This is a genomic window from Shewanella sediminis HAW-EB3 (assembly GCF_000018025.1).
Taxonomy (GTDB): Bacteria; Pseudomonadota; Gammaproteobacteria; order Enterobacterales; family Shewanellaceae; genus Shewanella; species Shewanella sediminis.
Map to the genome: position 1 here is coordinate 4,446,167 of NC_009831.1, position 15,274 is coordinate 4,461,440.

At 41.8% G+C, this 15,274-nt stretch carries 10 protein-coding genes; 4 read left to right on the plus strand and 6 right to left on the minus strand.

All coding sequences use genetic code 11. The annotated features are described in order from the left end of the window. Positions 1-88 precede the first annotated feature (88 nt). A complete protein-coding gene (locus SSED_RS19085; protein WP_012143983.1) occupies positions 89-940 on the minus strand; it encodes an HDOD domain-containing protein in 852 nt (283 codons plus the stop codon). Positions 941-1,752: 812 nt separating this feature from the next. Here SSED_RS19085 and SSED_RS19090 point away from each other — a divergent pair. Continuing rightward, positions 1,753-3,204 (plus strand): DUF3360 family protein, encoded by a 1,452-nt coding sequence (locus tag SSED_RS19090; RefSeq protein ID WP_012143984.1) that lies wholly within the window; start codon positions 1,753-1,755, stop codon positions 3,202-3,204. 71 nt (positions 3,205-3,275) lie between these two features. Here SSED_RS19090 and SSED_RS19095 read toward each other — a convergent pair whose 3' ends face one another. From SSED_RS19095 to SSED_RS19105, 3 genes are all read right to left on the minus strand, one after another. Beyond that, positions 3,276-3,512 (minus strand): hypothetical protein, encoded by a 237-nt coding sequence (locus SSED_RS19095; protein WP_041422315.1) that lies wholly within the window; start codon positions 3,510-3,512, stop codon positions 3,276-3,278. A gap of 245 nt (positions 3,513-3,757) precedes the next feature. Continuing rightward, entirely contained in the window at positions 3,758-4,831 is a 1,074-nt protein-coding gene (locus SSED_RS19100; RefSeq protein WP_012143986.1) for a DUF3083 family protein, read from the minus strand. Between the two features lie 670 nt (positions 4,832-5,501). Continuing rightward, positions 5,502-7,055 carry an ammonia-forming cytochrome c nitrite reductase subunit c552 gene (locus SSED_RS19105; protein ID WP_012143987.1) on the minus strand — a complete coding sequence of 518 codons (1,554 nt, stop codon included), beginning with the start codon at positions 7,053-7,055 and terminating at the stop codon, positions 5,502-5,504. A gap of 1,088 nt (positions 7,056-8,143) precedes the next feature. On the opposite strand from SSED_RS19105, the gene SSED_RS19110 reads away from it, so the two are divergent. Beyond that, positions 8,144-8,875: a nucleoside phosphorylase gene (locus SSED_RS19110; RefSeq protein WP_012143988.1), complete on the plus strand. Its 732-nt coding sequence runs from the start codon at positions 8,144-8,146 to the stop codon at positions 8,873-8,875. Positions 8,876-9,072: 197 nt separating this feature from the next. Here the strand turns inward: SSED_RS19110 and SSED_RS19115 are convergent, their stop codons facing one another. Next, the gene (locus SSED_RS19115) at positions 9,073-9,321 is read right to left on the minus strand and encodes a DUF3297 family protein (RefSeq protein ID WP_012143989.1); all 249 of its coding nucleotides are present in this window, start codon (positions 9,319-9,321) and stop codon (positions 9,073-9,075) included. Positions 9,322-9,601: 280 nt separating this feature from the next. Beyond that, positions 9,602-10,708, minus strand: coding sequence for a M20/M25/M40 family metallo-hydrolase (locus tag SSED_RS19120; protein ID WP_012143990.1), 1,107 nt, complete (start codon positions 10,706-10,708; stop codon positions 9,602-9,604). 279 nt (positions 10,709-10,987) lie between these two features. Here SSED_RS19120 and SSED_RS19125 point away from each other — a divergent pair, with 279 nt between their 5' ends. Continuing rightward, positions 10,988-11,425 carry a dCMP deaminase family protein gene (locus SSED_RS19125; RefSeq protein WP_012143991.1) on the plus strand — a complete coding sequence of 146 codons (438 nt, stop codon included), beginning with the start codon at positions 10,988-10,990 and terminating at the stop codon, positions 11,423-11,425. Positions 11,426-12,084: 659 nt separating this feature from the next. After that, positions 12,085-15,237, plus strand: coding sequence for a phosphorylase family protein (locus SSED_RS19130; protein ID WP_012143992.1), 3,153 nt, complete (start codon positions 12,085-12,087; stop codon positions 15,235-15,237). Positions 15,238-15,274 lie beyond the last annotated feature (37 nt).

The window sequence follows — 15,274 nt, forward strand, 5'->3', positions numbered from 1 at the left end:
AAAGTTTATTCTGATCCCACTTATTACAACAAACAATAATAGGTGTATTAATAATTTAAACAACATCCTACGCTAAACCTGATCTCGATTATTCTCTCGTTCTGCCTTGTATCGGAAACGTCGCTAAAAGCTGTATCCCTTGCAAGTTACAATACTCAAGCGATTCGTTTATTTCATCTAAGCTGATACCCAGATCTTCCAAAATATCCGGATTGATTAACTCCTCCTTGGCATATAGCCCGGGTTCGGCGTTAATCACGGCTAAACGCGAAGCAATATATAGCAATTTGCTATTATCAGGCAATGGTTCACCCTCTGCGCGATTAAACTGGGAAATGGGCTGTATGATGGTGTCCGGCAAGTTCCACAGCTTTAACAACTCGGTAGTGCAATCAGCAAAGGTGAAACCAAACACCTCGCTCTGGCGAAGCCAAGGGGTTTCATCGCGGTCATAGCCCTCACAATATCTGACTTTATCAGGCTCGCTATGGACAATGGCCAGCATCCCCAAGTTATGAAATAGCCCGGACAAGAAGATGTTGTCAGTATCGGGAGTGTCCTTATTTTTGGCGAAATACTGGCAAATCAAGGCACAATCTACACTTATCTCCCAGAATTTATCCACATCCACGACTTTAGGATCTATGCTGGAAAATGCCGCGGTGACACCATAGGCATTCACCAGTTTTTTTACCTCCTTAATACCAAGCAGGACTAATGCTTTAGAGAGGTTGTCTATCTCTCTTGGCATGCTGAACATGGCACTATTGGCGATTTTTAAAATAGATGCGGCAATAGCAGGCTCATAGGCAATGGCATCGGCCAACTCCTCCATGCTGCAATCATCACTGGATAGCATTCGGTTCAATGTAATATAAACATCGGATAGCACACATATTTTTTGCGCTTGCTTGGCGTAATCAAGAGGTGAAGTTGACATAAGATCCACCTTGTACGGATAGGGTATTACTAATAATAGTTAACGAGTTGATTTGTTCAATGCGATTGGAGAAGAGTATGCAAATGAGGCACCGTTTTCCCCACTTATTTACAACTTTCCAGCCGCCGTTAAGCGTATGGCTCGGCAGAACATAGAAAACAGTTAACGACTTTCTTCATCACTCAAATGTGAGCTCCCCTGACAAGGCGGGTTAATATTTACTCTGACCCCATATATTCAATGCGATTGGAGAAGAGTATGCAAATGAGGCACCGTTTTCCCCACTTATTTACAACTTTCCAGCAGCCGTTAAGCGTATGGCTCGGCAGAACATAGAAAACAGTTAACGACTTTCTTCATCACTCAAATGTGAGCTCCCCTGACAAGGCGAGTTAATATTTACTCTGACCCCATATATTCAATGTGAGCTCCCCTGACAAGGCGGGTTAATATTTACTCTGACCCCATATATTCCACTTTCCCCCGGATTTTGGTATTTATTACATTTCTGGCACAAATAGTGATCATTAAGTGCCACAAACCTCGAATAGATCCTAACCCGTTGACTCTAATGAAGAACTCACTATGTGACCCAGATCCCACTCCGAACACCCCCGGCGTGACCAAGATCGCAAGATCAAAAATTGTCCAACCTGTATATTAAACATCGCTAATTGTTATTGAAATTGTTCAGACTAGGTTTAAACTTCGTTAACAGAACTTTCATTAATGTAAACTTCTTTCATTAACATAAGTTACTTTCATTAACAGAAAGAGTTTTTAGCTGGTGTTATTGATCAATTGGAGAAGAAATGAGTATAGAACAAGCGACCTATAAACAGCGCCGCCGAAAGGCAAGCGAGTTTGAATCAAGGAGCGCCTATCTTGAGCATGAACTATCAATTATGGATCTAAAACGCTGGCGGGTTAATTTACCGTTTCGTGATTTTGGTATCGAAATAGAGGATTGGGTACCAGCGGTTGCAGCAACCATCGGTAAAGTCGTAATGGTTGCCGCTATGGTTGCAGCATTTGCATCACAGTTTGGCCTGTCACAAGAGTTTGTCGCGGAAAACACCCGTTTTGAACTATTAATTGCCGGTGTCATTTTTGTTGTATTCTTCTCTGCAATCTTGAACCCATTGTCCAATTTGGCGGGCACTCACGGGCCAATGATCCCATTAATTCCACTCATCGCAGCAGCTGGCGGGCACCCTCTTGCGCTTGGGATAATGGTGGGTCTATTTGGTTTAATCTTGAGTGCAACCAAGGGCGGGTCCCGGCTGGTAAAATTAACCGGCGAAGGAGTACGGGGTGGGTTGTTAATATACCTTGGTGCTGTAGGACTTATCGGACAATTAAGCAAATTTGAGTCATGGGCTATAAGCTCTGCGCAAGATGCGGTTCCATTCGTCGTCATTCTTACCTCCATTATTATTTATGCTTACCTGGCAAAAATTGAAAAACGTTGGCTGGCTATTCCACTCTGTTCACTGATTGCCGGTGTCGTTGCATTCGCAATGGGCGTACCGTTTGAATTTGTTACCGAGCCGGGTTTACCCAACATGAATCCGTTTTACTGGTGGGGTGAAACTACAGGTTGGCAATTAGGCTGGCCGCAACTGGAGCACTATATTGCCGTTATTCCTTTCGCCATTCTGGCTGTGGCTATGTGGTCGCCAGATTTTCTGGGTCACCGTGTATTTCAGGAATTAAATTACCCGAAAAGTGCAAAAGGTACACTGATGAATGTAGATGACACCATGGCTGTGTGTTCTATTCGTCAAATAGTCGGTGCTGGCCTAGGTGGAGGTAACCTGGCCTCATCTTGGGGTACATACATGATCCCGGCAGCGATTGCTAAGCGTCCGATTCCAGGTGGTGCTCTACTAACGGGTCTACTTTGTGTGCTGACTGCCGTATTGGGCTTCCCGATGGATCTCGCAATGTGGGAACCTGTTCTGCGTGTTGCTCTTTTAGTGGGTGTATTCCTGCCGCTGCTGGAAGCCGGAATGCAGATGGTGAAGTGTTCGCGTAATTCCCAAAGCGCCGGGATCTGCATGTTCGCTTGCGCCTTGGTCAACCCTGTATTTGGGTGGGCACTGACTATGGTACTCGATAACCTCGGGTTAATAGGTAACAAAGAGCGTGCAGATTCTCTGTCACGTACTGACAAACTTATCATTCCAGTGGCCGCTCTGATCATTTGTGTAGGTTCGTTGGCACTGGTGGGTCAATTACCGGGCATACCTGCTTTGTTATAACGCTAAAGCTTGAAAATACGATAGGTCAGATAACTGGCCTATCTATCCTACTTAGTTCAGAGGAGGCGACCTTAGTCCTGCTCTTTCCTTTCAGTTTCCCGCTTTACCAGAATAAAGGTCAGGTACATTTTAGTCGGCAGAGACAGCGCCATGCCGAAGGCCACACACATTGCGCTAATGATGATCCCTTTTACCCCCATAGCTTCAACCGTGTCGCTGTAGTTGTGAAAATAGATACCGAGGGAGATCAGGCCAAGACCGACAGCGATACAGCACTTCAATAGCAAGATTAACTTGTCATCAGTCACCATCGCCCCTCCATTATTAGCATCACATTTGACTAATATAATAGATAATTCAGCCCTGTTACAAGTTAACTAAGATTAAAGAGAGAGGTCGGCTCGGCATCTGATAGGTAGGACACCTGAATGCCTTGAATGCAAGAAGGTATGAAAAAGGCTTGCCTCCTCAAACATCCGAAATCAAATGTTTAAGGATAGGCAAGACTCAACCCACGATTGCGGGAGGGATACGGGGTTTATTAACTGATAGCCTATTCAGGGGCTTTATAACTAATATGTTGATGGAACCGCACAATGAGCTCTTCGCGTGACTTATCTAACGCTAACTCAGACGTAAGGCTCTTTAACGCATCTTCAACCCGATTCAAATAACGGCTGAGTCCGTCATCTTTAGAGTCTTTTACGCCTGCGGCGATAGTAAAGTTCACCGTTTCGACTAAGCGATTACCGTCCCAATGGCGAATATATTGCTGCTCTTCGATATTAGGATCGAAGCCAAGCATCTGCACCTCGTCGGTACCATCGACCTGATCGAACTTACTGTTACGTACCAATGGTGTTAGCCCATTAGCCACCATAGCAATCCGGTTAAGTTTGTTGCCAGATGCGGCCTGGATAAAGGTATCTTCCAGCTTCTTATACAGCGGCGTAAAGTCGTCGGTATGTGTCGGCAATAACGCTTGTTTGAGCTTACGGCTCAGGGGTAGCTTTACCGTGACATAGCATAGTGAACCGTGTCCTTCGGGAAGCGGACACTGTCTTGCCTTATATCTGTCGCTGATTGAACGTAGCTTATACCCATAACTCTCTTTGTTGCCTTTAGCCTTGGCGAACAGGTCATAAGAGAGATGTTGATGATCGCGGATTTTGATTTTGAGATCTTTTTCCGGCAGTTGAGGCATCAGCTTGGCGAGGAAAGACTGCACTTTGATATGAAAATTAGCCGAGTTACTGCGAATTTCTTCACCCGTCGCTAACAATACAATCCTGATTTTACGTGCCCGGTAATCATCCTGACTATGAAGCGTTTGCGCTTCATGATACTCAGGATTATAGAAAAATATGATCTGTTCAGCCGTTGGGAAGCAATAGGCTTCGGTGTGAAAACGCACCACCGGTAACTTATCGTTAGTGATCACATGAATATTATATAACTCTTCCTGCTCGGCAAGATTGAAAATGGCGCGGCTAAGCGTCTGATAACAGGTTTTATAATCGGTATAATGGGCCAGCAAGGCATCCGTTACTATGATTTCCGCGGTGATGTATTGATTACTTCGAACGTCCTTGGGTAGGTACACTTTTTGCTGATGCCTAAGGGCCATAAATACTCCTTGTGAAAAGTTAATCATATATAGCTTGGTGCCAATGGTAGCGGTAAATTATGACAAGAATACTGCTATAGAGCACACTTCAATATAATACCCTTCGAATATGATTTATTGCTTAAAATCGATATGCAAAAAAACTAAATGTGAGGATAAGTCCCCCCTATACAGCTCCCTTTCGTTTGCCATTCATGGCCTACAGGGATAAGTATGTCCCTATACAGCTCCCTTTCGTTTGCCATCCATGGCCTGCAGGGATAAGTATCTCCCTATACAGCTCCCTTTCGTTTGCCATCCATGGCCTACAGGGATAAGTATCTCCCTATACAAAAACGCCCTCCTCACCGTGAGGCTCAAGCAATTTAGCAGCACAATGATAAAAGGACGTATCTTCAAAAAGATTAACAATGGGAGGTTTAAAATGATTGGTTGCGTTAATTTCATTATTAGTGGTATTTACCGAACCAGCATAAAACCCGGTTAAACTGGCAGAGCTGATGAGAATAATAAAACCTAATCGACTTTTACTTTTACTTTTACTTTTACTTTAAAAATAACAAATAACAAATGGTGACTAGTTATTTAATTTGAAAACTGGCTGACAAAAAAAGCCAGTCGACTTACATCGACTGGCAAACGGATTTGAGAGTAATAGTGGAGAGGCTATTTATTTCAAATCAACGGGCCATTCTTTTTCAACGCGCTTCTCGATAAAATTGTCTTTCGAGGTTTTCATCGCTTCAAAATTTAGACCCGCTAAAGGTTGAACCTTAGCTTTAGTATCGTATTTGCTGCCATCATAAACATAGTTAGGCGCATACTTAGTTAATAACAGATCGGCTTCGGCAATCGCTTCATCTAAAATCGAATTCGACTTTTTCAGCAGACGTACTGCTTCTGTAGGATTATGTGCATGGATACCGTGAGACGCTGTTGCACTGTCCCAGAACCACTGTCCATGTCTGATTTTAGTTAATAAACTATCCATTTCTGCCGCTAACGGAGTACCTGCTTTTAATGCCGCTTCATAGTTACCCTTAGCTTCACCAATGCTCTTACCTGCTTCGAGACCTTTAATCCCATTCGCAGACCAAATTGCCTGTGCTTTAAAGTGGGCTTCAGTTAAGCGAGGATCTGTGCCATCGGCTGTAAAACGCAGCTTTTTGATTTCAGCTTTACGCTCATCAAATATCTCTTCGAAGTCAGCACCCTCATGACAACTTAAGCAGCTTTCAGGCAGCTGTTCAGCGTCAAACGTCACCTTATGATTGGAGTACTTAGCCCCGGCTTTGTTGGTCGCCTTAGGCATATGACAAGTCGTACAACCAAACTCTAAGTGATTATCCATCGCATGTTCAGTTCGATCTAACATGTTTTCATATTCAGGATGTTGTGCTTTGAGCGATGGTACGCCCGAAATGGCGTTGGTCCAGTCTTTGAAGTTACGCTGATCATAGTAAGCAAGCTTGGCTTCAGCCGCAAAACCTTGATAAAGGCCATCAGTCCCGGTGTAGTTCACAACCTCTTTATAATCAGTTTTCACACCTGGCACCCAATGATCCCAAGGGTAGCGAACTTTCTTACTGTCAGAACCTTCGAAGTAGTATTCAATATGGCATTGAGCACAAGTCTGGCTGGCTTGCATAGTCTGTGTTTGCTTGGAAAAGTCTTTGCCAATCGATTTCATTGCTCGAGCGGCATAGGGACGACTAATTCTGATTTCATCACTGCCTAACTCATGACAATCGGCGCAACCGATTGAATTAGACATTTCGTGGCCCCAGGTTGACCAGCTATTGTCAGAGAAATTAGCTTCCCCCACCTTGTCATACATGCGAGCGATATCGGGTGTTTTACAAGACCAGCAGTTAGCAGGCATTGCCTCGCCAACGACTTTACCATCATGGCCGACAACCGGGTGCCCTGTACGCAGCGTTTTTATTATATCAGTCATCGCAAATTGATGACCTCTGGCACGATTATAATCTTTGGCAAAACCGTAGCCAGCCCAAGCGCTGACAAGGTTTGGATTAGAAGCTAAGAAGTCATCCAATTTGCCTGATTCAGGAGTGGTCTCTTCTGTTTCAGCCCAAGTAGTATATTGTTCAGGGAACTGTTTTTTCCAATTTTCACTTTTATATAAATCGACTTCTGTTGCCATACTATAACCGGTAAATACGGTTGATAGCATGACAGCAATTGCCAGCTTTTTAATTTTCATGTTCATTCCTCATCGACATTTTTAGTTTTTATTAAAAACCAGCTCATCAACAATTAAATTATATTACCATCAATATTTAACCGTCCAACGAACTTGAAACAATTAATATCACAGCGAAAACAACTGAACATAAAATTAAAGTAACAATGTGATAAACACCTAATCAAATTTAATAAACATGTTATCGATCAAACTTTAACCCTGAATTAACTATCTACTTATAGGTACGTGGAATTTATTAATTAAGTAAAGATGACACCCAATTAAACGATATGTCGCACATATAGCGATATATCGCGACCCAGATTGAAAGCCACATAAGATTATAAAAATACAAAACTAATACAACAAAAATAAAGGTGAGCAATAACAAGACCTTACTAAAGGCAAAAGTCTTTTCTTATGAAACTTAAAATATTAACTTAACTTATCAAAAAACAATGCAGACAGACTTCACAAATCACCATAAAAACAACGACCAGATCCAAATAAGTAGCAAAAAATAAGCACTAGCTATAGATAAATCAGGGCTGCCTACAGCACTTTTCTTAACTCAACCTTAATTTTCTGTTGAAACTGAATGAATAAGAACATCAACAAACTGCAAAGAAGAGTGAATCGGTAAAGAGGTCCTAGCCGGCCAGCTCCTAACGATGATGAAAACGAAAAGATGGCACAAAAAGGCTGCACAAAAAGATGGCTCGAAATGATAAGGTTGGCATGCCTTAAGCCCAACAACAGCCCCCACCGCCGCAGTCTCCGACACTTCCAATACCCTTATCAGTCATACGCTATATTGGCGCTGTAAATAGACTTACCTGTAGCAACGCTTTATAAACCAAAGTGACCTGGCCCACAGGGAAACTATTATGGCCATGCTCTTAGCTGATCTTATTTGATTGAATAATGACGACAGGATCTAAGTATCTAAATCCTGACTTGGTATGATATCGGCCATACCCATTGCTGCCGGTTATCCTTACAAGAGCCCCCGGCAGACAGAATCAGATATACCCGTCTTTATTACTCTTGCCATCAGTAAGGCTGCAGTAAGATGATGGCGGGTATTGTCATTAAGAGGCAATAAGATGAGCAAACAACCCCATATCGCGGTGAGTCCGCAACAGGTGGCCGAGCATGTCATCGTGTGTGGTGAGCCGGATCGTGTTAATCGCATCTCAGCCCTGCTGGAGCAAGTTGAGCTGTTAGCCGATAACCGTGAGTTTCGCCTGATGAATGGCCTGTACCAGGGCAAATTGATCACGGTGTGCAGCACGGGTGTGGGTGCGCCATCGGCCATCATCGCCCTGGAAGAGCTGAATCTGTGTGGTGCCAAATATGTGGTACGGGTCGGCTCGGCCGGTGCGCTGCAGCACGATATAGCCCTGGGCGAACTGATTGTTGCCGAGGCTGCGGTACGTGATGAGGGAGGCTCTAAAGCTTATGTGGCCAGTGAGTTCCCGGCCTGCGCCAACCGCCATCTGCTCTTTGGGATAGAGGCGTATCTGGTTGAAAATAACTACCCGGCTCACGTGGGTCTGGTTCGCTCCCATGATAGTTTTTACCGCGATGATGAGGATAGTATCTGTCAGCTCTGGAGCCAAAAAGGCGTACTTGGCGCAGACATGGAAACGTCCGCCCTGTTAACCGTGGGCAGACTGCGCGGGCTGAAAGTGGCTTCAATACTCAATAACGTTGTTCTGTACCAGCAGGATGTTCAGGATGGGGTCAACCAATACGTTAATGCCGATAATGTGATGATGCAGGGGGAACTGGTCGCATCCAGAGCCGCGTTGCACGCCCTGTGGTTACAGCCGTAAAAGAAGTTATAAGTGGTAAGTTATAAGCTGTAAGTTATAAGTGGTAAGTTATAAGTTGTAAGAATGATAGGTTCCGGCGACAGGCATCGCCGGAATGACGGCAATATAACCCTCAAACTCCGCCTATAAAAAAACGAACCGCAAGGGGTTCGTTTTAATCACTTCGCGGCTAAAGCCGCTCCTACATTAAAAGCATTTTATTTATAAAACGCTTCAACCGTCCCTTTTACTGTCATCATAAGCGGTTGACCACGACGGTCCAACGCCTTGTGAGTCGGGACTTTTACCCAACCTTCACTGACGCAATATTCCTCGACATCAAAACGCTCTTTGCCGTTAACCTTAATACCGATCTCGTGCTCGAAAATTTCTGCCACATGATGTGGGCTACGTGGATTAACCGAAAGGCGATCGGGTAAAGCGGGTTGCGATGTAGTGTCGGTCATGGTCTGGCCCCAATTATAAAAAAGTTGAAAATGGTATAAATAATCGCGCCATTGTAGGCAATACAAGGCCTATGCTCAAGCGCGGCAGTGAGAAATGTGAGTACACTTCCCCCGCCTTGTAGAGAATAGCTAAACATTAGCCAGGCAATAGCTCGTCATTTATCGCGACAGCATTTATCTCGACTAAGATAGAGCAAAGACCGATACTCCAGAGGCCGCTATCGGCACCGACCGACAGCTTGCCTCATGGGTCGCAAGTGGTGAAAACAATCCACTTTTATCAGCGCGTCAGGTATGAACGGATAAACTCTGTGATTGATACCAGATCGGCGACGGCGATAAACTCATCTGTGGTGTGCACTTTCGACATCCCCGTCGACAAGTTAACCGTCTTCAGGCCTTTTTCATTAAAGATGTTGGCATCTGAGCCTCCACCGGTAGGCTTAGTGACAGCTTCGATACCTATGGCTTCAAAAGCGGCTTTAATCTCAGTAACGTGCGCATCATCATCCGAGATATGGTACGCATTGTAAGAGCGACTCGAGGCAATCTCTATGCCTGCGCCATGCTTTTGTGCCGCCGATTCAAAGGTCGATACCATGTGTTCCACTTGCTTCGCCAGCTTATCATCATTCAATGAGCGGGCTTCCGCTTCGATGTGCAACTCTGGCATCACGATGTTGGTCGCCTGACCACCTTGCACTACACCGATATTGGCGGTGGTTTCCTCATCGATTCGACTCAACTGCATCTTGCTGATGGCGTCAGCCGCGACCGTCAGGGCATTAATGCCTGCTTCAGGTTCCAGTCCCGCGTGCGCAGGCTTGCCTTTGATGGTAACTTTCAGGCTTTGTTGACCCGGAGCCGTAGTGATAATCGTGCCAATCGGGCCACCGGAATCAAGCACTATAGCTTGGTTAGACTCAATCTTGCTCATATCGAAGTTCTTAGAGCCATGCATGCCACGCTCTTCATAAACGGTAAACGCAACTTCAATGGTTTTATGTGCATCACCACTTTCTTGAATGGCACGAACCGCTTCCATGACCGCAGCGATACCGGATTTGTCATCGCCCCCTAAAATGGTGTCGCCTTTAGCGCTAATAACACCATCTTCAATGATGGGTTCAATACCATTACCCGGTGTCACAGTATCCATGTGGCTGCTGAAAATGATGCTACCTTCAAGCGAGCCCTGTAGCTTGGCGTAGATATTAAAGCCATTTGAAATGGTGCCAGGAACGCTAAGCTGTGTAACCTCAAAGCCCAGTTGACCGAGTTGCTCTACTAAGGTTTCAGCAACCGCTTTTTCATTGCCTGATTCGCTGTCGATTTTCACCAGCGAGAGAAAGTGTTCAACCAGCCTTTGTTGATTAATATTTGTCATCTGTATGCGACTTCTTTTCTGCGAAATAGGCAAGAATCATAAACCTAACTGAGACACAGGATAGATGGGTTACATCAAAGAAATGCCAGAAAGGAAAAGTGGAGGCAGACTCCGAGCCAACTTATTGCTGATTGATATTAGTGATGGGTATTCGTGATGGGTATTAGTTGATTGCTATTCCTGATTAGTATTAGTGTTGATTTATCATTGTTCTCCATAGAGAATAACACCTGGTTTGAGCGGTTTATTCAATAGTATAGATTTAGGAGTTTCGATTAGATGATGACAAAATGGGCGATACGATTTTTACAGATGGCCGAGCTAGTTGCATCTTGGAGTAAAGATCCCTCCACTCAAGTTGGGGCAGTGATCACCGAAAATAACCGCATTGTCTCATTAGGTTTCAACGGCTACCCCCATGGGATCTCCGATAGTGCCGAAACCGACAACCGGGAGATGAAACTCCTGAAAACCCTCCATGCAGAAGAGAACGCCATACTCCATGCCAAACGTGATCTGAGTAGCTGTGAGATCTGGGTGACCCACTTCCCCTGCCCCAACTGCGCTGCCAAGATAATCCAAACTGGTTTACGCGCCGTACATAGCCCGCAACCCAGCGAAGATTTTCTGTCGCGCTGGGGAGATAAGATTAAAGTCAGCCAGGATATGTTCGACCAAGCCGGCGTCCAGGTCGATTGGATGCAGGTAGAGTCGTAGCGGCGAACTAATATGTGGTGGCCATATCTGAGGTCAAAGTTGGCTTAGATATGGTTTGCTCAGACAGCTTATTTCTCTGACCCCATTTATCGTTAGACCCTACATAGAAAACCTGCTTTCTTGATAATCTTGAAACACTCATTAGTAATGCATAAGAAATGAAAGGCCGGAGCGAATTAACTCCGGCTCTTTTTTTGGGGAAGTGTATATCTCTGGAGGCGGTAGCTGGTTAGGGTGAGTACTTAAGGATAGAAAAGTAGAGTTAGCTCAGTTCCCCAAGCTTTTACTGACAAAAAGGTATAACATAGTAATTCTCAGCAATAGCCTAGGAAGATATTGAATTAACTACAAAAACTAGTTATGGTGTGGGCAGTTAGATAACATGGCGCAAGGTCTTTCTCTAAATTAGAATTATCACAGTAAAGGGGAATGCTACAGCAGCGCTGTCTTATAACGGCAAACATTCAAGGATGAAGATGCAAGTCATAATCAGTGTGCAATTAAGCATGACATACGCTAACCAATTGATTTATGGAACTTTCTCCTTGAATCTTACAAATTTCTGTTGAGTAGTAAGTAGTATCGTTGAACCTGAGAGACAAATGATATCAACGATATACCAAAACTTGATATATTAAAATTACAAGAGTTAACTAAATATGTCTATTTATCAAGAAGTTGAGCTAAGCGAGTTAAACGAGTCTTATGATATTGATTTTTTGATCATTACAGCGACTACTGTGGAGTTAAACGCAGCAATAGAGTTTTTAACCCCTATTGAAGATGATATCCTCCAAGCTTATTACAACGCCAACACCTATTACATCGGTTTATTTGGTAATTTCATATGTGCTATTGTCAAAACCAATAGTATGGGAGCCATATCTTCAGGAGCCTCTTTACAGACCACTCAGGAATCCATTGCAGCCCTTACTCCCAAAGCGATAATTATGGGGGGGATAGCTTTGGGTAAAGAAAAAGACAAACAAAAGCTAGGTGATATATTAGTCAGTAAGTCCGTAGTATTCTATGAGCAAGCCCGCGTTAATGACAATGGAAGTATTGAATATAGAGGCATAAAACCGGAAGCGAATAGGACCTTAATTAACAGGTTAACTCAAAATTCTACACATGATTATTTGTTTAATAATAAAAATAAAGATGCAACCGTAATATCAGGCCCGATACTTTCTGGAGAAAAGCTTATTGACAATAATCAATTCAAACAAAAACTCCTTAGTCACTTTCCTGACGCCATTGGTGGTGAAATGGAAGCACATGGAGTTTATGTTGCGTGCCATGATAAAAACGTTCCATGGATTATTGTAAAAACAATTTGCGACTGGGCTGATGGACATAAAGAAAAATCCTTCCAATCTGAAAGTGCATATATAGCATTTTCATTTATTCATCGTGCCCTTGAGTCTAAATTTGCCTTTAGCAACCTAAAGATTCTTCCATTTAAAAAAAAAAGGGATTCCCCAGAAGTTAATTTAGATGCAATAAATATATTACCTCTCTTAGTCAGCCGGAGAGATTTGAGCAAAGTATTAAGTAATCGGGAAATAATTAAAGATTCATCAAAAAAAGTTTACTATGAGTACTTCTTTTTTGAAAATCGTGGAAGAGTTGAAGGTTTTTTGTTTATAGGGAAAAATGTAACTATAACAAATACATTAGATAGCTTTGTGAGCACTTTTGAAAAACCTAAAATTCTTAATGTTTACGTGACAAAAAAATATAATGCAACAGGACCTATTGACAGAATAAGCCATCTAAATAAAGAAACAGCAAAAAGACAGCTGAGCGCAACAATTTATGATGGCATACAGTATCTTGAGGAAACAATTTGGGACTCAACATTCAAAAGTTATGATGATACAAAACATCATAAGAGAAGTGATTATATTGATCAAAGTCTTTATACGTATCATGAAGACGATACCAACTTAGGGCATGGTACTGAGTATTTCAAATCAATTCTAGCCGACAAAATGGGAAGCAGTATTTCTATCATATTTGGTAGTGGTGGGGTAGGAAAAACGACCCTATGTGATGCACTTAAAAGTGATATTGAAAGAGATAGTGACGTAAGAAAAAAAGGCGTCTTCTTGATTCGAGGGGAAAGAACATCTAGTCTGAAAAATTTTCATGATATTTATGTCGAATCACTACTAGATCTATTTGAAGCGTTTAAGGAAGAAAGTAACTTATCAAATTTATCAACTAATGACTTTAGCATAAATTATGCCTGCGGAAATATTCAGGTTATTATTGATGGTTTAGATGAAATAGATAGCGCACTAGGAGAACGGTTTAATTTAGAGCGATTTTTTCAATCTCTGTCAGATTTAGACGAAAGATTTCACAACACGAAAATCATATTGACAACGCGAGACTATTTTGCAAAAAATCTAGTTTCGTCTTCTCCATTAATCAAGAAATTTAAATTAAACGGCTTCACTGAAGGTGATATTGAGAAATTCAAAAAAATAAAACTAAAAACTGATTCTCAAAGAACGAAATTTGATAAACTACTAGAAAGTAAAAAATTAAGGAAAGGTAGCTTCTCTCTTCCAGTTATTATTAACTTAGCCTGCCAAGCTGTACTTGGTGATGGACCACATAACAAATCATATAATGAAAACTCTGAATACCTTATTTCAGACCATGTCTACGATTCTATTTTAGACTATATGTTAAATAGAGAAATCGAAAAACAAAAAATAAATTGCACTGTTGACGACCTGTTTTTACTACTTGTTGAAATAGTAACTAGCCACAACAACAAAATATCTACTTCAGAGTTAAAAGAGTATGTTGAGCTATCTTTTAATGAAACTGTTAATAAGTTTTTAAGGAATCCTATTTTCAGTGTAACGAGTGACTTCATTTCAATAAAAGAGGAGGCGCTATGCTCTTTAGTAAGATGCCGTTATGCTCGTTATCTTTTGTTAAAAAACATATCACTGACAGAAAAAATATCTGAATTACTAAAGGATTCTTACAAAGGAAATGGAGAGATTTACTCTTCACTCGTTGATACAATTGACACCAACAATGAAAAATTCATAGAAAACTCAACTAAACTTTTAAAACAAATGTCTCATAAAGAATCTCACAGCACCTCTAATTATGAGAAAAGTAAATACAAAAAATCCATTTCAGCAATGCTTTACATACTGATGTCAAATAGAAATTGTGATAACAAACCTGATAGAAGTAATTTCTTGTTGCAAATCAAAGGTTCTACGACTAACACAACAAGTATTGACGGACTACATATTTATGGAGAGTTTCACACTTTAGACTTTAGCAACATAACAATAACAAATTCATATTTTTCAGAATTTGAAAAATTTGAAGACTGCATATTCCCAAGTGAATCAAAAGTTGTTTTTTCTTATTGTGAGTTCAACAAAATAACATTAAAAAAAGCAAACAATATTAAAACAGACATATTCGAAGCTTCCTGTAAGTTTGAAGATTGCAACATAATGAGTGAAATAAAAAACCAGCAGGATGATGATTGCATCAAGCAGAAACGAGTGCGAGACAATATAGTCTCAATATCAAGATATATTGATACAACACAGAGGTCTAGCAATTTAATAAAGTTAAACACCAGTGTGAAATGGAGTAAGTCACATAAAGGTTTCTTAAAATCACTTATAAGTGAAAGTTTTTTAGAATTTACCAATAAGGGACTTTATAAAATCAATCATGATTATTACGATAACCTTCCTGATATAAAACTAGGCCGATTTCCTGACAAGCTAGATGAGATTGTAGCTAAATTAGCAAAAAAATAACATAAAGAAAAGACAGAAAAAAGACAGGACAGCCATA

Coding starts and splice junctions, on each gene's coding strand:
- SSED_RS19100 (WP_012143986.1), bottom strand. CDS start 4,831: ATGGCCCTTAGGCATCAGCAAAAAGTGTACCTACCCAAGGACGTTCGA.
- SSED_RS19115 (WP_012143989.1), bottom strand. CDS start 9,321: ATGACCGACACTACATCGCAACCCGCTTTACCCGATCGCCTTTCGGTT.
- SSED_RS19085 (WP_012143983.1), bottom strand. CDS start 940: ATGTCAACTTCACCTCTTGATTACGCCAAGCAAGCGCAAAAAATATGT.
- SSED_RS19125 (WP_012143991.1), top strand. CDS start 10,988: ATGATGACAAAATGGGCGATACGATTTTTACAGATGGCCGAGCTAGTT.
- SSED_RS19110 (WP_012143988.1), top strand. CDS start 8,144: ATGAGCAAACAACCCCATATCGCGGTGAGTCCGCAACAGGTGGCCGAG.
- SSED_RS19105 (WP_012143987.1), bottom strand. CDS start 7,055: ATGAAAATTAAAAAGCTGGCAATTGCTGTCATGCTATCAACCGTATTT.
- SSED_RS19130 (WP_012143992.1), top strand. CDS start 12,085: ATGTCTATTTATCAAGAAGTTGAGCTAAGCGAGTTAAACGAGTCTTAT.
- SSED_RS19120 (WP_012143990.1), bottom strand. CDS start 10,708: ATGACAAATATTAATCAACAAAGGCTGGTTGAACACTTTCTCTCGCTG.
- SSED_RS19090 (WP_012143984.1), top strand. CDS start 1,753: ATGAGTATAGAACAAGCGACCTATAAACAGCGCCGCCGAAAGGCAAGC.